This window comes from Streptosporangium sp. NBC_01755, assembly GCF_035917995.1.
Classification (GTDB): Bacteria; Actinomycetota; Actinomycetes; order Streptosporangiales; family Streptosporangiaceae; genus Streptosporangium.
Genome location: NZ_CP109131.1, coordinates 1,735,946 through 1,755,069, shown reverse-complemented (window position 1 = coordinate 1,755,069; position 19,124 = coordinate 1,735,946). Strand labels below are relative to the sequence as shown.

At 71.1% G+C, this 19,124-nt stretch carries 20 protein-coding genes; 15 read left to right on the top strand and 5 right to left on the bottom strand.

What is annotated here, in order from left to right:
• The first annotated feature begins 1 nt into the window (after position 1).
• The 5 genes from OG884_RS07865 (at position 2) to OG884_RS07845 (ending at position 5,571) form a co-directional block, all read left to right on the top strand.
• The gene (locus OG884_RS07865) at positions 2–1,189 is read left to right on the top strand and encodes a CaiB/BaiF CoA transferase family protein (RefSeq protein ID WP_326643630.1); all 1,188 of its coding nucleotides are present in this window, start codon (positions 2–4) and stop codon (positions 1,187–1,189) included.
• A 63-nt stretch (positions 1,190–1,252) separates the two neighbouring features.
• Positions 1,253–2,077 (top strand): enoyl-CoA hydratase/isomerase family protein, encoded by an 825-nt coding sequence (locus OG884_RS07860; protein WP_326643629.1) that lies wholly within the window; start codon positions 1,253–1,255, stop codon positions 2,075–2,077.
• Positions 2,074–3,189 carry an acyl-CoA dehydrogenase family protein gene (locus tag OG884_RS07855; RefSeq protein WP_326643628.1) on the top strand — a complete coding sequence of 372 codons (1,116 nt, stop codon included), beginning with the start codon at positions 2,074–2,076 and terminating at the stop codon, positions 3,187–3,189. Before OG884_RS07860 ends, OG884_RS07855 begins: the two co-directional genes overlap by 4 nt.
• Entirely contained in the window at positions 3,186–4,643 is a 1,458-nt protein-coding gene (locus OG884_RS07850; protein ID WP_326643626.1) for a class I adenylate-forming enzyme family protein, read from the top strand. Before OG884_RS07855 ends, OG884_RS07850 begins: the two co-directional genes overlap by 4 nt.
• Positions 4,633–5,571 carry an acyl-CoA dehydrogenase family protein gene (locus OG884_RS07845; protein WP_326643625.1) on the top strand — a complete coding sequence of 313 codons (939 nt, stop codon included), beginning with the start codon at positions 4,633–4,635 and terminating at the stop codon, positions 5,569–5,571. The genes OG884_RS07850 and OG884_RS07845 overlap by 11 nt, the downstream gene beginning before the upstream one ends.
• Before the next feature lie 142 nt (positions 5,572–5,713).
• Here OG884_RS07845 and OG884_RS07840 read toward each other — a convergent pair whose 3' ends face one another.
• Together OG884_RS07840 and OG884_RS07835 are read right to left on the bottom strand one after the other, a co-directional pair.
• Positions 5,714–6,466 carry an SDR family oxidoreductase gene (locus OG884_RS07840; RefSeq protein WP_326643623.1) on the bottom strand — a complete coding sequence of 251 codons (753 nt, stop codon included), beginning with the start codon at positions 6,464–6,466 and terminating at the stop codon, positions 5,714–5,716.
• Positions 6,467–6,603: 137 nt separating this feature from the next.
• The gene (locus OG884_RS07835; protein WP_326643622.1) at positions 6,604–7,752 is read right to left on the bottom strand and encodes a thiolase family protein; all 1,149 of its coding nucleotides are present in this window, start codon (positions 7,750–7,752) and stop codon (positions 6,604–6,606) included.
• Positions 7,753–7,829: 77 nt separating this feature from the next.
• On the opposite strand from OG884_RS07835, the gene OG884_RS07830 reads away from it, so the two are divergent.
• From OG884_RS07830 to OG884_RS07785, 10 genes are all read left to right on the top strand, one after another.
• Entirely contained in the window at positions 7,830–8,981 is a 1,152-nt protein-coding gene (locus OG884_RS07830; protein ID WP_326643619.1) for an acyl-CoA dehydrogenase family protein, read from the top strand.
• Between the two features lie 8 nt (positions 8,982–8,989).
• Positions 8,990–10,030 (top strand): LLM class F420-dependent oxidoreductase, encoded by a 1,041-nt coding sequence (locus tag OG884_RS07825; protein WP_442811717.1) that lies wholly within the window; start codon positions 8,990–8,992, stop codon positions 10,028–10,030.
• A 235-nt stretch (positions 10,031–10,265) separates the two neighbouring features.
• Entirely contained in the window at positions 10,266–11,354 is a 1,089-nt protein-coding gene (locus tag OG884_RS07820) for an ABC transporter substrate-binding protein (protein WP_326643615.1), read from the top strand.
• Positions 11,354–12,097 carry an SDR family NAD(P)-dependent oxidoreductase gene (locus tag OG884_RS07815; protein WP_326643613.1) on the top strand — a complete coding sequence of 248 codons (744 nt, stop codon included), beginning with the start codon at positions 11,354–11,356 and terminating at the stop codon, positions 12,095–12,097. Before OG884_RS07820 ends, OG884_RS07815 begins: the two co-directional genes overlap by 1 nt.
• A gap of 51 nt (positions 12,098–12,148) precedes the next feature.
• The gene (locus tag OG884_RS07810; RefSeq protein ID WP_326643611.1) at positions 12,149–12,568 is read left to right on the top strand and encodes a VOC family protein; all 420 of its coding nucleotides are present in this window, start codon (positions 12,149–12,151) and stop codon (positions 12,566–12,568) included.
• Between the two features lie 34 nt (positions 12,569–12,602).
• Complete coding sequence (locus tag OG884_RS07805; protein WP_326643610.1) at positions 12,603–13,475, top strand: branched-chain amino acid ABC transporter permease; 873 nt, start codon at positions 12,603–12,605, stop codon at positions 13,473–13,475.
• A 14-nt stretch (positions 13,476–13,489) separates the two neighbouring features.
• A complete protein-coding gene (locus OG884_RS07800) occupies positions 13,490–14,470 on the top strand; it encodes a branched-chain amino acid ABC transporter permease (RefSeq protein ID WP_326643608.1) in 981 nt (326 codons plus the stop codon).
• A complete protein-coding gene (locus tag OG884_RS07795) occupies positions 14,451–15,218 on the top strand; it encodes an ABC transporter ATP-binding protein (protein ID WP_326643606.1) in 768 nt (255 codons plus the stop codon). Before OG884_RS07800 ends, OG884_RS07795 begins: the two co-directional genes overlap by 20 nt.
• On the top strand, positions 15,208–15,969 hold the full coding sequence (locus OG884_RS07790) for an ATP-binding cassette domain-containing protein (protein ID WP_326643604.1): 762 nt from the start codon (positions 15,208–15,210) through the stop codon (positions 15,967–15,969). The genes OG884_RS07795 and OG884_RS07790 overlap by 11 nt, the downstream gene beginning before the upstream one ends.
• Before the next feature lie 9 nt (positions 15,970–15,978).
• Entirely contained in the window at positions 15,979–16,824 is an 846-nt protein-coding gene (locus OG884_RS07785) for an NAD(P)-dependent oxidoreductase (RefSeq protein WP_326643602.1), read from the top strand.
• 111 nt (positions 16,825–16,935) lie between these two features.
• Here the strand turns inward: OG884_RS07785 and OG884_RS07780 are convergent, their stop codons facing one another.
• The 3 genes from OG884_RS07780 to OG884_RS07770 form a co-directional block, all read right to left on the bottom strand.
• Positions 16,936–17,739 (bottom strand): hypothetical protein, encoded by an 804-nt coding sequence (locus OG884_RS07780; RefSeq protein ID WP_326643601.1) that lies wholly within the window; start codon positions 17,737–17,739, stop codon positions 16,936–16,938.
• Positions 17,740–17,753: 14 nt separating this feature from the next.
• Complete coding sequence (locus OG884_RS07775) at positions 17,754–18,311, bottom strand: hypothetical protein (protein WP_326643599.1); 558 nt, start codon at positions 18,309–18,311, stop codon at positions 17,754–17,756.
• Between the two features lie 316 nt (positions 18,312–18,627).
• Positions 18,628–19,041, bottom strand: a complete 414-nt coding sequence (locus tag OG884_RS07770; RefSeq protein WP_326643596.1) for an AAA family ATPase — start codon at positions 19,039–19,041, stop codon at positions 18,628–18,630.
• Positions 19,042–19,124 lie beyond the last annotated feature (83 nt).

Genomic DNA, 19,124 nt, shown 5'->3' with positions numbered 1-19,124 from the left:
CTTGACCCCACCCCCGGCGTACTTCCCTCAGGCCGGAGAGCAGGCTCTCACCGGCATCCGCGTGGTCTTCCCCGCGGCGCTCGGCCCGGTACCGTTCGCGGCGATGCTGCTCGCGGACCTGGGTGCCGAGGTGATCCGGATCGACCGCGCCGGAGCCGCCGGGGTGATCGACACCGCGCCGGCCGACGACCCGCGCACCCGTGGCCAGCGCTCGATCGGGATCGATCTGAAACACCCGGAGGGATGCGCGATCGCGGCCCGGCTCGCGGCCTCCGCGGACGTCCTCCTCGAGGGGATGCGCCCGGGGGCGATGGAGCGCCTGCGCCTGGGGCCGGCGGATCTGCATGCGGTCAATCCGCGGCTGATCTACGGCCGGGCGACCGGCTGGGGGCAGGACGGACCGCTGGCCCAGACCGTCGGACACGACATCAACTACATCGCGCGTTCCGGGGCGCTGCACCCGATCGGCGACCCCGACCGACCGCCCGCGGTCCCGCTGAACCTCGTGGCCGACTTCGGCGGCGGTGGCGCCTACCTCGCGCTCGGCGTGCTCGCGGCGCTCATGCAGCGCGAGCGGACCGGGCGGGGTCAGGTGATCGACTGCGCGATGGTGGACGGCGCGGCGTCCCTGACCACGATGATCCACGCCATGCTCGGCTCCGGCGCCTGGCGCCCGGAGCGCGGCGCCAACCTGCTGGACGGGGCCGCTCCCTTTTACCGCACCTACCGCACGGCCGACGGCCGGTACGTCGCGGTGGGCGCGATCGAGCCCGCCTTCTACCGCGCGCTGCTGGACGGACTCGGCCTCGAGCCGGCCCAGTGGCCGCAGCACGACCGGTCCTGCTGGGCCGGGCAGCGGGCCGCGCTGGCAGAGATCTTCGCCTCTCGGACCCGGGCCGAATGGGTGGAGCGGTTTCGCGGGAGCGACGCCTGCGTGACCGCGGTCTCCACGCCGGACGAGGCGGTCGCCGACCCCGAGCTCGCCGTGCGCGGCGTCTTCGTCGACTGGGACGGCGTGCCGCAGCCGGCGCCCGCGCCGCGGCTCTCGGCGAGTCCCGCGGTCGCCCGGCCCCGGTGCGGGCAGGCGGCGGACACCGCCGAGCTGCTCGCGGAGCTGGGTCTGGGCGAGGACGAGGTCGACGCGCTCTGCGCCGCCCGCGCGGTCTTCCGGGCACCCGCGCGTCCTTGACCCCGATAGCCAGGCGCTCGTACACTATAAAGAATACGGTTCTCCATAGTGAATGAGTGCGTGATGACTCTCCCTTCACACTCCGACCGCGGCGGCGCCGTGGAGTACGCCGGGTTCGACGTTTCGGTCATTGACCGCGTTCTCGTCGTCCGGCTCGACCGGCCCGAGGTCGGCAACGCCCTGAGCCGCCGGATGCGCGAGCCGATGGCGCGCATCTGGGCGCGCGTCAACGAGGACGACGAGCTCCGCGCCGTGGTGGTGACCGGCGCGGGCGACCGGCACTTCTGCACCGGCGCCGACGTCAAGGAGATCGCCGAGACCGGTGAGGTCCCGTCCGCGGCCGCCGCGCAGGAGCCGATCGTCTGGTCGCCCCTGGCAAGCGGCGTCCGCAAGCCGGTGATCTGCGCGGTCAACGGCATCGCGGCCGGAGGCGGCCTGCACTTCGTCGTCGACGCCGACGTGGTGATCGCCGCCGAGCACGCCGCCTTCCTGGACACCCATGTCAGTGTCGGCCAGGTCGGGGCGGTCGAGAACATCGGCCTGACCCATCGGCTGCCCTTCGGGACCGCGATGCGGATGACCCTCCAGGGCTCCTCCTTCCGGCTCGACGCGGCCCGGGCGCACGCGCTCGGACTGGTCGAGGAGGTGGTCCCCGCCGCCGACCTGGAGTCGACCGCGCTGCACGTGGCCTCCTGCATCGCCGCGAACTCGCCGCGCGCCGTCGAGTTGTCCCGCGCTCTGCTTTGGGACTCGCTGGGCCGTCGGCCCCACGACGCCGCGGAGGATGCCTGGCGCCTGGCTCAGCGGCACTGGTCGCACCCCGACTTTCTCGAGGGCGCCCGTGCCTTCGCCGAGAAGCGGCCGGCGCGGTGGACGGTGGGGTCATGACCGCTGAGCTCGCCGACGTCGACGCGTTCCGGGCCGAGGTCCGGGCACTGCTGGGCGAGATCGGCGACGGTCTCGACCCACGTCAGTTCTTTCACGGCCGAGGCGGCCCGACGCGGGCGCTCTACCGTGAGCTCGGCCGGCGCGGCTGGCTCTCGCTGGGCTGGCCCGGTGAGGACGGCGCCGCCCCGGAGACGCTCGCCCACGAGTTCGCGCTCTGGGACGAGCTCGCCTACGCCCGCGCCGCGCGCCCCGATCTCGCCGCCGGCATCGTCGCCAAGACTCTCGTCGTGCACGGCACCGCGGACCAGAAGGCGCGCTTCCTCCCCGGCATCGCGCTCGGCGACATCTCCTTCGCGCTCGGCTACTCCGAGCCGGAGGCAGGCTCGGACCTGCGCGGGGTGCGTACCCGGGCGGTCCGCGACGGTGGCGTCTACCGGGTCACCGGGGAGAAGCGCTGGACCTCCGACGCCCACCACTCCGACTACCTCTGGCTGCTGTGCCGGGCCGACGGGGTGGCCGACGGCGACCCGCACACGCTGCTCGTCCTCGACCTGCGAGCCGTCGGCGTCGACATCAGGCCGATCGAGACCATCGACGGGCACCGCCTCAACGAGGTCTTCCTCGACGACGTGGTCGTGCCGGTGACCGACCGGGTCGGTGAGGAGGGTCAGGCCTGGAGGCTGATCCGGGAGGCGCTGGCGGTCGAACGTCACCTGATGGTGCTGCCCGGCCGGGTCCGCCGCGACCTGGAGAGCCTGGTGGGCTGGGCGCGGGAGCAGGACGTCCTCGACGACCCGCTTCTGCGGGACCGGATCGAGCAACTCGCGGTCGACGTCCAGGCCGTCGAGGTGCTGGCCGCCGAGGCGCTGGCGCGCACCCTGGAAGGCGCCGACTGCACCGCGGAGGCCGCGCGCGTGAAGCTGGTGGGTTCGCGGGCGACCCAGGAGATCGCACGGGCCGCGCTGGAGCTCGGCTACCTGGAGGCCACCCGCCGCGAGGACGACCTGGCCTTCCTGTGGCGCGAGTCGATGATGGAAACCCTGGCCGGCGGTACGTCGGAGATCATGCGCGGCGTGCTGGCGCGCGCCGAGTTCGGGCTCGGTGGCCGATGACCGGCTCGTTCGTGGAGGTGGTGCGTCGGCATGCGCTGCAGACCCCGCAGGCGCCCGCGGTCACCGACCCGGCGACCGCGTGGAGCTGGGCGGATTTGTGGCGGCGCGCGCACCAGATCGGCGGCGCGCTGGCGGACCGCGGCATCGGGCCCGGCGACCGGGTGGGGACCGCGATGGACCCGGGAGCCGAGCACCTCGCGGTCCTGATCGGGATCATGGCCGGCGGCGCGACCGCGGCGCCGCTGAACGTCAAGCTCGCACCTGCCGAGCTCGCGCGGTACCTGGACGCGGTCCGGCCGTCCGCGATCGTGGTCGGCGACGGACATCGCCCGCAGACGCGGGTGCCGTCGTACCTGAGTGGCGAGCTCGTCGGCGCGGCCGCGTCCTGGCAGCACCACCGGACGCCCGGCGACGCGCCGACAATCGTCTTCGGGACCGGCGGGACGACGGGGACGCCTCGCGGCGCGGTCTGGTCGACGGCCGGGCTCGCCGACTACCTGGCCTGCAGCGCGCTCGCCCTCGAAGCGCGCCGGACCGACACCGAGCTGTTCTTCGCGCCGTTCTTCCACATCGCGCTCGCCACCTGCGCGCTCTCGACGCTGTACGTCGGAGGCGGTCTGGTGGTCGAGCCGCGCTTCGACGCCGGCCGGGCGGTGGACCTGCTTCTCACGGGCCGGGCGAACCGGCTGTTCGGCCCTCCGACCGCGCTCAACCGGATACTCGACCATCCCGCGTTCGACTCGTCCCGTACCGGACACATCCGCACCGTGCTCTTCGGCTCGACCGCCTCCGAGCCCGACCTGCCCGAGCGGCTCGGCCGCGGCTTCGGCCACGCCACCCTGATCACCGGCTACGGCGCCACCGAATTCGGCGCGGTGGCGCGGCTGCGTTCCTGGGAGAACGGAGGGAGGATGAGCGGGATCGGCTGGCCGGTTCCCGGCGCCGAGCTGCGGATCGTCTCCGCAGCCGGTGAGCCGGTCGCGGCAGGCGAGGTCGGTGAGCTGGTGGTGCGCGCGCCGTGGCAGATGGCGGGCTACCTCATCGACGGGGTACCGCAGCCGGTGCCGGAGGAGGGAGTGCGCTCGGGCGACCTGGCCGCCCGCGCCCCGGACGGCAGCATCGAACTGCGCGGCCGGCTCAAGGAGCTGATCATCACCGGCGGCGAGAACGTCTTCCCCATCGAGGTGGAGCGGGTGCTGTGCGAGCACCCGGACGTGGCGCAGGCCGCCGTCGTCGGCGTTTCCGATCCCGGCTGGGGCGAGCGGGTCGAGGCGGTGGTGGTTCCCGCGGCAGGGTCCACCGGCGCTCTGGTCGGCGACCTGGACCGCCACTGCCGGGAACGGCTGGCCGGGTACAAGGTGCCCAAGCGGATCGTCGTCCGCGACGCGATGCCGCTGACCACGGCGATGAAAATCGACAAGCTCACGCTGAAGAGGTGGCTCGATGAGCACTGACTGGCCCTACTCCCAGGAACAGCGCGATTTCCAGCGCACGTTGGCGCGCATCCTGTCCGAGCTGCCCGAACCCGAGCCGAGGCCGATCTTCCCCCGGAACCGATGGACCGCGATCGCCGAGGCGGGGGCGCTGGGGCTCACCGCGCCCGACCTCGGTGCCGGCGCCCTGGACGTGGTCGCGGCCGGCGACGCGCTCGGCCAGGGCGGCTGCCCGGGCCCGTGGTGGCAGACCCTGCTGACCCTGGACGCGCTGCCGGCCGAGGACGCCGAGGCGGCGATGGCCGGCGCGCTGGTGCTGACCGCCGGCACCGCGACCGCGATGCCGTGGGGCGCGAGCGCCGACCGGATCTTCGAGCTGGGCCGGTACGACGAGGACGGCTGGCGGGTCCGGCCGGTGGCGCTCGGCGAGGTGCGCGAGGACTGGGTCTCGCTCGGCCACGAGCCGGTCGTCGCCGCAGAGCTCGTACCCGCGAGCCCCGAGGTGCTGGTCGGGCCGCGTACGGCGCTGCTGGCCCGGCTCGGTCTGGCCGCCTATCTGGCGGGCGCGGGCCAGCGCGTGCTGTCCGATGTCGTCGCCTACGCCGGACAGCGCACCCAGTTCCGGACCCGGATCGGCGACTTCACGGCGGTCGCCCACCCGCTGGCCGAGGTCGACGCGCAGGTGCGGGCGGCGACGCTGCTGACGCGCCGGGCGGCCGACGCGCTCGACGACGCCGACGACCCGCGTGCGGCCGAGATCGACGTGCACGCCGCGCTGCGCGCCGCGGCGCGCTCCTCCCGGCAGGCGGTCTACCAGGCGCACCAGACCTACGGCGCGATCGGCTTTTCGCTCGAGGGCCCACTGTCCTGGCTCGGCCAGCGGGTCGCGCAGCTGGCCACCGAGGCCGAGAGGTTCGCTCGGCAGGTCAGGCTGGTACCGGCCGCCTGAGCCGAGCCGAACCGGCGACCGAACCGGCGACCGAACCGGCGACCGAACCGGCGACCGAACCGGCGACCGAACCGGCGACCGAACCGGCGACGAGGCGCGACCGTATCGGTCGCGCCTCGTCGTCGGTTCGGTCTCGTCCGGGTCAGCGCGGTGCCATCCGGATCGCGCCGTCGAGCCGGATCGTCTCCCCGTTGAGGTAGCCGTTGGAGAGGAGCTGGAGGGCGAGCTCGGCGTACTCGGCCGGGTCGCCCAGCCGCTTGGGGTAGGGCACCGTCGCGGACAGTGCGGCGCGGGTCGACTCCGGCAGCCGAGCCAGCATGGGCGTGTCGAAGATGCCGGGCGCGATCGCGTTGACCCGGACCCCGTGGGAGGCCAGGTCACGGGCGGCCACCAGCACCATCCCGTGCACGCCGGCCTTGGACGCCGAGTACGACGTCTGTCCGATCTGGCCGTCGAAAGCGGCCACCGAGGCGGTCAGCACGATCGCCCCCCTCTCGCCGTCGACGAGGTCGTTGCGGCTGAGGCGCTGCGCGGCCAGCCGGAGCACGTTGTAGGTGCCGATGAGGTTGGTACGCACGACGTCGCCGAACGACTCCAGCGAGCCGGGCTGTCCGCCGCGGTCGAGGATCCGTACCCGGTCGCCGCCGCGCCCGGCGCAGTGGACCACCCCGTGCACGGCACCGTAGCGCTCCTGTGCGGCGTCGAAGACCGCGGTCATGGCCGTCTCATCGGTGATGTCGGCCTTGACGAACGGGATCGCGGTCGCGTCCGCCTCCTGCGGGCGCAGGTCGGTCCCGACCACGTTGGCGCCGCGGGTGAGCAGCAGATCGGCGGTGGCCCGCCCGAGACCGGAGGCGGCCCCGGTGACGACGATGGTGGACGACTCGATCTTCACACTGTGTCCTAATCAGTTCTGGGAGTAAGCCATCCGGCGGAACTCCGGGTCGGTAACCGCCGCAGGTGAGCGCTCTGATGTTCTGGGCGCGCCTACCACGACCGGCGACGCGCCCGTGGGTCCGGCCACGACGCCGCTCATGACCAGCGCTCGACGAGCGTGGCGTTGGCCATCCCGCCGGCCTCGCACATGGTCTGCAGACCGAAGCGGAGGTCGCGGTCGCGGAGGTGGTGCACGAGGCGGGTCATCAGGATGGCGCCGGACCCGCCGAGCGGGTGCCCGACCGCGATGGCGCCGCCGAGCGGATTGACCCGGGCCGGGTCGGCGCCGGTCTCCCGCTGCCAGGCGGCGACCACCGAGGCGAACGCCTCGTTCACCTCGAACGCGTCGATGTCGCCGATGCCGAGACCGGCGCGGGCGAGCAGCTTCCGGGTGGCGGGGATCGGCGCGGTGAGCATGGTGACCGGGTCGTCGCCGATGACCACGCCGTGCCGGAACGCGGCCAGCGGGCGCAGTCCGAGCTCGGCCGCCTTGCGGTCGGTCATGATCAGCAGCGCCGCGGCGCCGTCGGAGATCTGCGAGGCGTTGCCGGCCGTGACGACGCCGTCGTCGCGGAAGGCCGGCTTGAGGCCGGCGAGCTTCTCCGCTGAGGTGTCCCGGCGGATGCCCTCGTCGACGGCGAGAGAGCCCTCGGGGAGGTCGACCACCGCGAGCTGGTCCTTGAAGGCGCCGACGTCGGTGGCGGCGGCGGCCCGCTCGTGCGAGCGGAGGGAGAGCTCGTCGAGCTCGTTCCGGCTCAGGCTCCAGCGCTGGGCGATGGTCTCCGCGCCGAGGCCCTGGCTGAAGGTGTCGGTGCCGTAGCGGGCCCGTACCCGCGGCCCGTACGGGTTGCCGACCGCGCGCGCGGATCCGATCGGTACCGTCGACATCGACTCGACGCCGCCGGCGATCACGACGTCCTGCTGTCCGGAGACCACGGCGGCGGCCGCGAAGTGGAGTGCCTGCTGGCTGGAGCCGCACGCGCGGTCGACGGTGGTCCCCGGAACCGTCTCCGGCCAGCCGGCGGCGAGCGCGCCGAGGCGGCCGACGTTGCTCGACTGGGCGCCGATCTGGGTGACGCAGCCCCAGACGACGTCGTCGACGTGGGCCGGGTCGAGACCGTTGCGCTCGAGGATCTCGGTCAGCACGTGCGCGGTCAGGTCCACCGGGTGGACGCCCGCCAGGGAGCCGTTGCGGCGTCCGATCGGGGTGCGTACCGCATCGACGATGACAGCTGTGGCGCTCATGCAGACCCTCTCGACAAGGCTGTTCTGTATATTGTTCTATGTTCTTACTGGTGAACACATTAGAGCAAGGACGCCGGATGTCAATTGTGTTGAACACCGAGGAGCGGGACCTCCAGCAGGCGTTGCGCCGCTACCTCGACACCAAGATCGCACCGCTCGTCGCGGAGTACGAGAAGCGCCGCGAGTTCCCTTGGGACCTGCTCGGGGAGCTCTACGAGTTCGGGTACGTCCGCGGCGCGGTCGCCCGTGAGCACGGCGGCGACCAGGTGAGCGCGATGGTGCAGGCCATCCTCATGGAGGAAGCCGGTCGCTGCTGGGGCTCGCTGCGGACCACGGTGAACGTCCAGGGCATGGTCGCGATGCTGCTCAGCCGGGTCGGCACCGCCGCGCAGCGCGCCCGCTTCCTGGATCCGATGCTGGCCGCGTCCCGGTTCGGCTGGTTCGCGCTCACCGAGGCGGAGGCCGGCTCCGACGCCGGCGCGCTGCGCAGCACCGGCCGCCGCGAGGGCGACTCGTTCGTGCTCAACGGCCGCAAGATCTACATCACCAACGCGCTGCATTCCGAATTCGGGATTCTGCTGGCGCGCCAGCTCGACGAGGACGGCACCGACCGCGGGGTCTCGGCGTTCCTGGTCGACGCGGCCGAGTCGCCGTACGACGTCCACGACATCGCGCACATGCCGGTGCGCAGCACCACCAGCTGCGAGCTCGTCTTCGACGATGTCCGGATCCCCGCCGAGAACCTGCTCGGTGAGCCCGGCTCCGGGTTCGGGCTCGCGATGGCCGCGGTCAACCAGGGGCGGCTGAACATGGCGATGGGCGCGGTCGGCCTCTCCCAGGCGTGCTTGGAGGCGGCGGTCAAGTTCAGCCGGGAGCGCAGCCAGTTCGGCAAGAGCCTGGCCGAGTTCCAACTGGTCCAGCAGATGGTGGTCGACATCGCCGTCGGCACCCAGACCGCCCGGCTCCTCGGGTACGACGCCGCCCGCGTGCTCGACGCCGGCGGGGACGGGCGCTTCGAGTGCTCGATGGCGAAGTACTACTGCGGCGAGACCGCCGGACGCAGCGCGACGCTGGCGCTGCAGGTGCACGGCGGCGCCGGCCTGATGGAGGAGTTCCCCGTCGAGCGGTACTTCCGCGACGCTCGTGAGGCGACGATCCCGGAGGGCACCTCGCAGATCCAGGTTCTGCAGATGGGCAAGCACCTCCTCGGCCGATCCGCGCTGCGATGAGCGGGCCGCTGAGGCTGTCGGTGGTGCTGCCGCTCGGCGGCGAGCTGCCGCGGCTGCTGGAGACGGCGATCGCGATGGAACGGGCCGGCGTCGACGTGCTCGCCGTACCGGAGGCCTACAGCATGGACTGTGTCAGCCTGCTGGGGTTCCTGGCGGCGCACACGAGCCGGGTCGAACTGGCCAGCCAGATCCTGCCGATCTACTCCCGCACCCCGGCGCTGCTGGCGATGACGGCGGCCGGGCTCGACCGGGTCAGCCAGGGACGGTTCCGGCTCGGCCTCGGCGCCTCGGGACCACAGGTGATCGAGGGCTGGCACGGTGTCCGCTTCGACCGGTCGCCGGCCCGCACCCGTGAGATCGTCGCGGTGTGCCGCCGGGTGTGGCGCCGCGAACCGTTGTCCCACGACGGCGACCTGTATCCGCTGCCGCTGCCGAAGGGGCGCGGCGGCAGCGGCCTGGGCAAACCGCTGACCCTGATCGAGCGACCGGTGCGCGACCGGATCCCGATCTACCTGGCGGCGCTCGGACCCCGCAGCGTGGAACTGACCGCCGAGATCGCCGAGGGGTGGATCCCGTTCGTCTATGTCCCCGAACTCGCCGACCGGGTCTGGGCGGAGCCGCTGGCGCGCGGCCGGGAACGGCGGGACCCGGCGCTCGGGCCACTGCAGGTCTCGGCCGGCGGGCCGTTCGCGATCACCGATGCCCCGTGGCCGCTGCGTGACCTGGGACGGGAGCGGCTGGCGCTGTACGTCGGCGGTATGGGCGCTCGTGGCGCGAACTACTACCACGCGGTCGCCTCGGCGTACGGATTCGCGGACGAGGCCGACCGGGTCCAGGAGCTGTACCTGGCCGGGCGCAAGCCCGAGGCCGCGGCCGCGGTCCCCGCGGGACTGCTGGAGGGCACCTCACTGATCGGGGACGAGGACTACCTGAGGGCGCGGCTGCGCGCCTACGTCGACGCCGGCGTGACGACCCTGCAGATCGACCCGGTGGGCCCGCGGCCGCTGGCCGACATCGCCCGGCTGCGGGAGCTCGTCGATGCCCTGTGACTGCTCAGAGAACGGGCTTTGCAAGTCGTTGACGTGCTCCTGCGCCATGGATTACGGTACACAGAACGTTGTTCTCACATGAGAACAATCCAGATCCTGGAACTGCACATGATGGAGGCTCGCCATGGCGAATAGAACTCGAATTCTGGGGGTGAGCCTAGCTGCGGCCGTGCTGTCCCTTTCAGTCACAGCCTGCAGCGACTCCCCGGAGAGCGGAGGCGACATCGTCATCGGCATGATCGAAGACACCGCAGGTGGCATCGCCGCGACGTCCGCCGAGGCGACCCTGGGGATCGAGCTGGCGCTGTCGGAGATCAACGCCGGTGGCGGGGTCGACGGGAAGAAGCTGAAGCTGGTCCGGTTCAGCGACGGCGGCGAGCCCAGCCAGTCGCCGGCGCTGGTGCGCAAGCTGATCAACGCGGACGCCCGGATCATCTTGATGAACTCCGGTTCCGCGTCGGCGGCGCAGGTCAAGCCGGTCGTCCAGCAGGAGCACATCGCGACGATCTCGCCGACCAACATCCTCGGTGCGATCGCGCAGCCGCCGAACCACACCTACTCCTACATCCTGGCCAACCCGGTGACCGACGTGGGCACCGTCTACGGCGCCGCCTTCACCAAGGCCGGTTACAAGCGGGTGGCCGTGCTCACCGACGACTCCCCGACGATGGCGGGCCTCAACGACGCGCTGCTGCCGACCCTGGAGAAGGCGGGCGTGAACCTGGTCGCCAAGGAGAAGGCGCCGATGAACGCCACCGACGTCACCGCCCAGGTCAGCCGGCTGAGCGAGTCCAAGCCGGACGCGGTGCTGGTCTCCTCGCTCGGCGGTCAGCTGGAGGTGCTGTTCCAGAACGCCCTCAAGCAGGCGCTGCCGAGCACCCCGCGGTTCTCGCTCGCCTCGATCGGCAACCAGCCCGAAACCTGGGCGCTGGCCAAGCCGGGAACCCTGGACGGCCTGGTCTACGCGAGCGCGATCTCCTCGCAGAACACCCGGTCCAACGAGCTCATCACCAAGCTGAAGGCCCGTTACGGCGCCAAGTTCAAGGCGCTCACGGCGTTCTCGGCGCAGGGCTACGACAGCGTGCACCTGGCCGCGAAGGTGCTCAAGGACGCCGGCTCCGGCGCCGACTCGAAGGCGATCAACGCCGCGCTGCAGAAGATCTCCGGCTTCGACGCCAGCTTCGGTGGCGCCGGGTTCACGATGTCGTTCAGCGGTGACAAGCACATCGGCTCCGACGGGCTGTGCGGTATCGTGCTGCGCACCTTCGACGCCCAGAACCAGCCCGGGCAGAACTGGGCCGCATACCAGCCGAGCTGCAACTGATGGCCGGCCGGCCACTGGTGGTGATCACGGGCGGCGCCCGCGGAATCGGACGCACCCTCGCCGAGGCGTGGGTCGCCGACGGCGCCCGGGTGGCGCTCGCGGACCTCGACCTCGACCAGGCCGAGGCCACCGCCGCCGAGCTCGGTCGCGACGTCGCCCGCGGGGTGCGCTGCGACGTCGGGGACGACGAGTCGGTCCAGTCGGCGATCGAGGAGATCGCCGACTGGGCCGGCCGGATCGACTGCCTGGTCAACAACGCCGGGTTGCACCTGATGGCCTGGTCCCGCCCGGCCACCGAGATCGACAGTGCCGGCTGGATGTCCATCCTGTCGGTCAACGTCGTCGGCCTGGTCCGGTGCGCCCGTAGCGCCCGTCCTTGGCTGGCCCGGTCCCCGAACGCCAGCATCATCAACGTCTCGTCCGTGTCCGGCATGGTGCCGCGGGACGTGTACGGAGTGACGAAGCTGGCCGTGCGCGGTGTGACCACTGCGCTCGCCGCCGAGCTCGCCGCCGACGGGATCCGGGTCAACTGCGTGGCGCCCGGACCGATGGACACCGACTCCGCGATGGCCGACCTGCCGTCGGCGCTGCTGGAGGACTTCATCTCGACCAAGCAGTTGATCGCGCGACAGGGCCGGACAGCGGACCTGGTCGGCCCCGCGCTGTTCCTCGCCTCGGAGGCCGCCGCCTTCGTCACCGGCGAGACCCTCATCGTCGGCGGCGGCTTCCCGCTGCGGATCTGACCCCCCTGTCCTCGAACGAGAACCAAGAGAACCGAGAGAAACGAAGGAATCATGAGCTGGCAGCTGCACCACGTCAACATCCCCGCCCACGACGTCCGGGCGATGGTCCGCTTCTACCAGAGCGTCTTCGGCATGAACGAGATCCAGTTCCCCTGGTCCGGCGATGGCAAGCAGGGCCAACTCGAGACCGGGAGCGACTTCGTCGCGCTGTTCGAGGACGGCAACGGTCGCCAGATCCATGTCTGCAAGCCGACCCCGTCACTGCCCTGGGACAACGACCTGCGACTGCACCCGGTCATCAACGGCCACATCGCCATCCAGGTCGACGACATCAAGGGCGTCATGCAGCGCCTCACCGAGCAGGGCGTGCCCTTCAACGACGCCGGCACCTGGTCCTACAAGGGTTTCCACCAGCTCTACACCTACGACCCGTCGATGAACGTCGTCGAGGTGAACCAGCGGGTCGAGTGATCCGCACGCGCTGAGAGACGGAGAAGGAGTCCCCATGCCTGTCGAGCTCGTCATCCCCACGCTGGAGACGGGGTGTTTCCTGGGCCTGATCGCGTTGGCCCTGTTCATGGTCAAGGAGAGCGCCGCACTGTTCAACTTCGCCGTCGGCGGCCTGGTGGTCGTCGGGGGGATGGTCAGCTCGGCGCTCACGGTCGGCGCCGGTCTGCCGCTGGTGCTCGGCGTGCTGGTCGGGGTGGTGTCCGGCGCCGTGCTCGGCCTGTGCATCGAGGTGCTGGTGGTGGCCCCGCTGGTCAAGCCCGGTGGGGGTGAGGACCACCACGTGGTGATGGCGCTGGTGGCCGGTCTCTTCGCCGTGCAGCAGATGGCCGGGGTCGCCTTCGGCAAGTCGGCGCTGCCGGGGGTGACCTGGGTGAACGGAGATGTGCTCGAGTTGGGCAAGCTCGTGATCAGCGCACAGGCGCTTATCGAGATCGCGGTCACCGTCGCCCTGTTCGCCGCCGTCGGGCTGCTCCTGCGTCGTACCAAGCTCGGGCGGCAGTTCCGCTCGATCGGCGACAACACGCAGGCCGCGACCATGCTCGGGATGCCGGTACGGCGGATCCGGCTGCTCGCATTCGCCGCGTCCGGCCTGTTCGCGGGGCTGGCCGGCGCGCTGTTCGCCAACCGTGCGGGGGTCGCGTTCACCAGCGCGCTGCAGTTCACCCTGTTCGGGTTCCTCGCCTTCGTGATCGGCGGCGCGGCCAACGTCTGGGGGCCGCTCGCCGGAGGGCTCGGCCTGGCCTTCCTGCAGGCGCTGGCCATCTACCACTTCGGTCCCGCGGCGCTGAGCTACGTGACCTTCGCCGCCGCAGCGATCTTCTTCGCGCTGCGCCCGGAGGGAATCTTCGTCAAGCGGGTGCGCGCATGAGCCGGCTTAGTCGTTTGAGTCGGCTTAGTCGTTGGCGGACGCCCATCGCGTTCGCGGTGCTGATGCTGGTCGTGGTGTGGGTCGGCCAGAACGGCTACCGCCAGGACCTGGCGATCCTCATGGTCACCTACGGCATGATCAGCCTCGGTCTGTACAGCCACTACATCATGGGCAACTCGATGTCGGTCGCCTACAACGCCTACGTCGCGATCGGCGGCTACGCACTGGGCATTCTGTGCGTGCGCACCAACCTGTCGCTGTTCCTGGCGCTGCCGATCGGGATCGTGATCTCGGCGGCGGTCGCGGTGCTGCTCGGGCTGACGACGTACAAGCTCTCCGGCTTCTACCTGGCCGCGGTCACCCTGCTGTTCGGCGAGGCGTTCACGGCCTGGCTGGTGGACAGCACCGACCTCACCGGCGGCCCGGCCGGGGTGGTGCTGACCCGGGGGCTGACCGTGTTCGGCCACGAGGTCACCCGCCAGCAGTTGGTGGTCGCCGCGTTGCTGACCCTCTTCCTGGCGGCCTGGGGGCTGGACCGACTGCGCACCTCGCCGTTCGGGATCGCGTTGCGGGCCAAGGGCGAGGCGGCCCGTGCCGTCGAGTCCTCGGGCGTTTCGACGCGAGCGCTGACGTTGATCTCGCTCGGTATCGGCGCCGCCCTCGGCTCCGTCGGCGGGTGGTACTTCGCCGCGGTGAACCTGTCGATGCTGCCCGAGTCGGTGCCGCTCTCAGTCGCCTTCGTGGCGTTGTTCATCCCATTCCTCGGCGGCTACCAGTCGCCATGGGGATCGGTGGCCGGGGCGGTGATCGTCACCCAGCTGACCTTCAACCTGACCTGGTTCCAGGACACCGGCACGCTCGCGTTCGCGGTCGCCGTGCTGTTGGTGCTGATCTTCGCGCGGCGGGGCCTGCTCGGTCTGCTCGACGATGTCCTGGCGGGACTGACCCGGCTAGGTCGCAAGGAGGGGAGGGACCATGTCCAGCCTGGCGCTTAGCTGTCAGGGCCTGCACAAGGCGTACGGCGGCGTGCGTGCGGTCCACGACGTCAGCTTCCACGTGTGCAGTGGTGAGGTGGTCGGCCTGGTCGGGCCGAACGGCGCCGGGAAGAGCACGGTCGTCGACCTGATCAGCGGCGAGCAGTCCGCGGACACCGGCCAGGTCCTGGTCGCCGACCGGGTGCTGAGCGGGCCCGCGGCCCGGCGGGCCAAGCGGGCGAAGCTGGCGCGTACCTTCCAGTACCCGCAGATCGCACACGAGCTCACCGCGCTGGAGAACGTGCTGATCGGCGCCTACGCGACGACGTTCACCGGACCGCTCTCGTTCGCCGCGACGCTGATCCACGGACTGCTCGACCCGCGCGCGGAGCGGCTGCGGCGCCGCGCCGAGGAGGTGGCCGGCTCGCTCAGTCTCCGCGACCTCGACCGTCCCGCCTCCGAGCTCACCCTGGGTGAGCTCCGCCTCTTGGAGGCGGCGCGCGCGCTCAGCCAGGATCCGGAGGTGGTGCTCCTCGATGAGCCGTTCGCCGGGCTGGACGCCGACGGCATCCAGGGACTCTCCCGCGCGATCCGCACGATGGCCGACGCCGGTTGCGCGGTGCTGCTGGTGGACCACAACATCGACATCGTGGTCTCCCTTGTCAACCGGGTGGTGCTCATGGCGCACGGTGAGGTGCGCTTCGACGGAGACCCGGCCGAGTGCATGGCGAGCGCGGAGATGAAGGAGGTGTACTTCGGTGACGACTGAGAACGATCGGGTGGCCCTGGAGGTGCGCGATCTCAGAGTCGGCTACGGCAAGGCGGTGGCCCTCAACCTCGCCGGTCAGGCACTCGTCGTCCCCACCGGCGGTGTGACGCTACTGCTCGGCGCCAACGGGGCCGGCAAGTCGTCGCTGGTGAACGCGGCGTACGGGGCGGTGCGCAGCACGGGCGTGGTGCTGCTCGACGGTGAGGACGTCTCGGCCACGAGCGCGGTCGACCGGGCACGCCGAGGGATGGCGCTGGTCCCGCAGGGGCGGCAGCTGTTCCCCCGCATGACGGTCCGGGAGAACCTTCAGGTGATGGCGGAGATGCTGGACCTCCCGGACGCGGCGGTGGAGCGGGGGATCGAGCGGTTCGAGCCGCTGCGCCGTGGCGTGAACAAATCCGCCGGCGTGCTCAGCGGCGGCGAGCAGCAGATGCTGGCGATTTCGCGGGCGTTGCTCAACGAGCCGCGAGTCCTCCTGCTCGACGAGCTCTCGACCGGGCTGGCACCGGTGATCGTCAGCGAGCTGCTCGACCTCCTGACCGGTCTGGCCGAGGAGGGGGTGGCATCGTTGCTCACCAGCCCGACCAGCACGCGACTGCTCCGCTATGTCGACAGCGGCTACGTGCTGGTCCGCGGTGGCGTCTACGCCGGACCGCTCGCTCCGGACGACCTCGAGGCCGCCTACGCCGAGGCGCTCGGCAGCGTGCAGCGCAACGTGCGCGACGGCTCCGTCGCCGGACACCGGATCTGAGGCCGGTCGATGCGGACGGAGACGGGACCCCCGACTGTCGGTGTCGTCGGGCTCGGGGCGATGGGCGGAAAGCTCGCCGACCGCCTGGCGACCACCGGTTGGCCGGTGCTCGGCCACGACCCTTTCGGGGGCACCACGCAGGCCCACCGTGTGGACAGCCTGGCCGCGCTGGCCGAGGCGGCGTCCGTGCTCCTGCTCGTCCTCCCCACGCCGCCGACGGTGCGCGGCGTCATCGGGGAGCTCGCGCCGCTCTTGGGCCCGAACCACTTACTGGTGAACCACTCCACGGTCGCGGTGCAGGACGCTGTCGCGCTCGGCTCACTCGCCGAGACCGGCTGCCGGGTGCTCGACGCGCCGTTCTCGGGCGGCACCGAGTCGGCGGTGGCCGGGACGCTGACGGTCTTCGCCGGAGGTGACCGGAGCGCGCTGCTCACGGCCGAGCCGGTGCTCGCGGCGTACGCGTCCCGCGTGGTGGCATGCGGCGCGCTCGGAGCAGGGACGACCGTGAAGCTCCTGCACCAGCACCTGGTCGCGGCGCACGTCGTCGCGGCGGCCGAGATGTTCCGGCTGGCGGCGTCGGCGGGTCTGGCGGAGACCACGATTGCCGAGCTGCTGGCGGGGACGGCAGCCGACTCCACGATGCTCCAGGTCCTCGTCGCGCGGCTGGTGGAGGAGCCGGGGACCGTGCGCGGCAGTACCCGGATCCTGCACAAGGATGTGACCCTGGTCGCCGAACTCGCCGAGAGTCTCGGCGCGCGGCCGGATCTGCTCCCCGCGATCCGGCAGGTCCTGGAGCGTCACCTCGACGGTGTCAGCGCCGATGTGGACATCGCCGCGCTCGCACGCGACGGCTGAGTTCGACATCGACCCCGATGAACCACTCCTGGCCGAACTCCGCGAACGCCGGCTCACCGCTGACCCGGGAGAGCTTTTTCCGAGGCCGACCCGAGAGAAGCGCCGCCGAACTCAATCGACGTGTGAACGCGATCCTTCGGGTCGGTCGGCCGTGAGCATCAACGGGGTGCCGACCCCGTTCTGGGAGCTCGCCTCGGCGAGGAAGGCGGCCAGCCATCCCAGGGCGTCCAGTGACCACTCGGCGAGGACGCCGCTGAATGTGGCCCGGTGCCGGGCGGGCCCGCGCCACAGCTCGTCGATGACGGCGGGTTTCAGGACCGTGTCGTCGTCGGTCAGGGAGAACGAGTCGCACGAGAAGACGTCCTGCGTGAAACCCCGCATCCACCGGAGCATCTCGGGCGCCGCCGAGCGGATGGACGGCTCCTGTCCGCCGTCCAACGTCACCCGCACCGGCGTTCTCAGCCGCGGGTCAACGTCGGCGAACCAGCCGGCCTCCTGGAGCAGGGGTATCACACCCCTCACCCGCGACGACGCGTCGAGGCTCTGCACCGGCAGCAGGAGCTGAACCGCTCGCAGGCGCGGAGTGCCGATACGCGCCACCACGTCCCCCGCACATGAGAGGAACGCCTGAACCGGCAACGGCCGGCCGTCGGGAACCGGTTCGGTCAACGACACCTGAAACCACGCGATACGTGACGGATCCGACCCGGAATCCGGACCCTGCCCGGCGTCGTTCATCCCCCAGAGGCCGCCGGACGCGTTCTCGGTGGCTTCGGTGAGCCATCCCATCGCGGACGACCGCGCGACGAACAGGCTGTACGCGTCCGAGGAGGCGACGTGAGGATCTCGCCACGGATGTGACACCAGCTCGCCGTGCAGAGCCGCGAACATGGTGCTGTCGGGTCTGATGCTCACGTCGCCCTCTTCCGCTATCGCCTGCAGTAGATGTTCCGGCTCGGTGTGTAGAGCTTGCCCGGGTCGTCGGCCAGACCGACCAGGTCCACGTCGACGACGCTACGCCATCCCGTCAGGCTGTTGCTGTTACAGCCGCCGCGTCCGGTCGCGCGGTTGCCGGCGCCGCCGCCGGATCGCACCGTCGCACGGCCCACCGTGCCGGCGTTTCTCCAGCTGCCGTCGGAGTAGTACTGCTGCAGCTGCACCGTGACGACCGCCAGGGTGGCGTTGCAGTTGCCGTTGACCCACCAGCCGTGCCCGGAGGCCTCGAAGGCGGACGAGGAGACGTGGACGTAGTCCCCCGCGGTGTTGAAGACGCACAGCGCCCGGGTGTTCGCGGTGGAACCGGTGTTCTCCAGGGTCGCCTCGCCCCCCGCGGGAGCCCGACCGGTATCGGGAGCCGGAGCGGGGGCGGGAGGGGGTGCGAGGACGGATTTCGACGGAACCGCGATCGCCGCGGTCTGCGACATCCCGAGGAGCGCTGCGCTTACGATGCCGGCCGTCATGGAGATCTTGCGGAGTGATTGACGCATGATCGTACCTCCGTGCTGAGTCGAGTCGAGCGGGGGCAGAGGCCGTTGTGTGAATCTTGTCCGGCGGTTGGAAATGTGCACGGTGCTGATCTCACGTGATGGCGCCAGACATTGGTAAACGTGTCATTTACGCTCTGCCGTGTCAATGGAAAAAGAATTATCGGCGGCGTTTCGATAGCTGCTCGATCTGCGATTCACGAACATAGGCGGACAATCCGCCGAATAATTATTTATTTCCTGCTAAAGCCCATCAAGGGTCCCATGTTTTCGTGGGTGATAATTCATGACAGGGCTCAGGAAGGCGGCCGTCGTACGGTCAGACAGCCCGCGCTCCCGGGCAGCAGGGACGGACCTGGTCCGGCGTCGCCGCGTTGTCCAGGACGATCAGCATCCGGCGGCCGGCCAGCCGCGAGCGGTAGAGCGCGGCGGCGGCGTCGGGGTCCTGCGGCACGGAATGGGCGCGGACGCCGAGAGCGACCAGGAAACGGTGCAGGGCCTCCTGGGCGGTGACCGGCTCTCCCGGGTCGTAGCCGCGGAGATTGATGTAGAGCTGCCCGTCGGGAAAGCGGTCTTGGACCTGATACGCCCAGCGCAGCGCGAGCGACGTCTTCCCCACGCCCGCGGTCCCGGCGATCACGCACACCGAGATGACGCGCGGATCGCCGTCTTCACCGATCAGGACAGTGTTCAGCTCTTCGAACTCACCGGTACGGTTGACGAACCCGCGCACATCGGCCGGTAGCTGCCGTGGGGTGAGGTTCGCGGGGCCGCTCCGGTCCGGTCTGCCATGTTCGTGGAAATGGACTCCGCCAC

Excerpts from the sequence above, each read along its gene's own strand:
- OG884_RS07810 (WP_326643611.1), top strand. The coding sequence starts at position 12,149 with ATGAGCTGGCAGCTGCACCACGTCAACATCCCCGCCCACGACGTCCGG.
- OG884_RS07815 (WP_326643613.1), top strand. The coding sequence starts at position 11,354 with ATGGCCGGCCGGCCACTGGTGGTGATCACGGGCGGCGCCCGCGGAATC.
- OG884_RS07805 (WP_326643610.1), top strand. The coding sequence starts at position 12,603 with ATGCCTGTCGAGCTCGTCATCCCCACGCTGGAGACGGGGTGTTTCCTG.
- OG884_RS07845 (WP_326643625.1), top strand. The coding sequence starts at position 4,633 with ATGAGCACTGACTGGCCCTACTCCCAGGAACAGCGCGATTTCCAGCGC.
- OG884_RS07795 (WP_326643606.1), top strand. The coding sequence starts at position 14,451 with ATGTCCAGCCTGGCGCTTAGCTGTCAGGGCCTGCACAAGGCGTACGGC.
- OG884_RS07820 (WP_326643615.1), top strand. The coding sequence starts at position 10,266 with ATGATCGAAGACACCGCAGGTGGCATCGCCGCGACGTCCGCCGAGGCG.
- OG884_RS07860 (WP_326643629.1), top strand. The coding sequence starts at position 1,253 with ATGACTCTCCCTTCACACTCCGACCGCGGCGGCGCCGTGGAGTACGCC.
- OG884_RS07855 (WP_326643628.1), top strand. The coding sequence starts at position 2,074 with ATGACCGCTGAGCTCGCCGACGTCGACGCGTTCCGGGCCGAGGTCCGG.
- OG884_RS07785 (WP_326643602.1), top strand. The coding sequence starts at position 15,979 with ATGCGGACGGAGACGGGACCCCCGACTGTCGGTGTCGTCGGGCTCGGG.
- OG884_RS07775 (WP_326643599.1), bottom strand. The coding sequence starts at position 18,311 with ATGCGTCAATCACTCCGCAAGATCTCCATGACGGCCGGCATCGTAAGC.
- OG884_RS07835 (WP_326643622.1), bottom strand. The coding sequence starts at position 7,752 with ATGAGCGCCACAGCTGTCATCGTCGATGCGGTACGCACCCCGATCGGA.
- OG884_RS07830 (WP_326643619.1), top strand. The coding sequence starts at position 7,830 with ATGTCAATTGTGTTGAACACCGAGGAGCGGGACCTCCAGCAGGCGTTG.
- OG884_RS07850 (WP_326643626.1), top strand. The coding sequence starts at position 3,186 with ATGACCGGCTCGTTCGTGGAGGTGGTGCGTCGGCATGCGCTGCAGACC.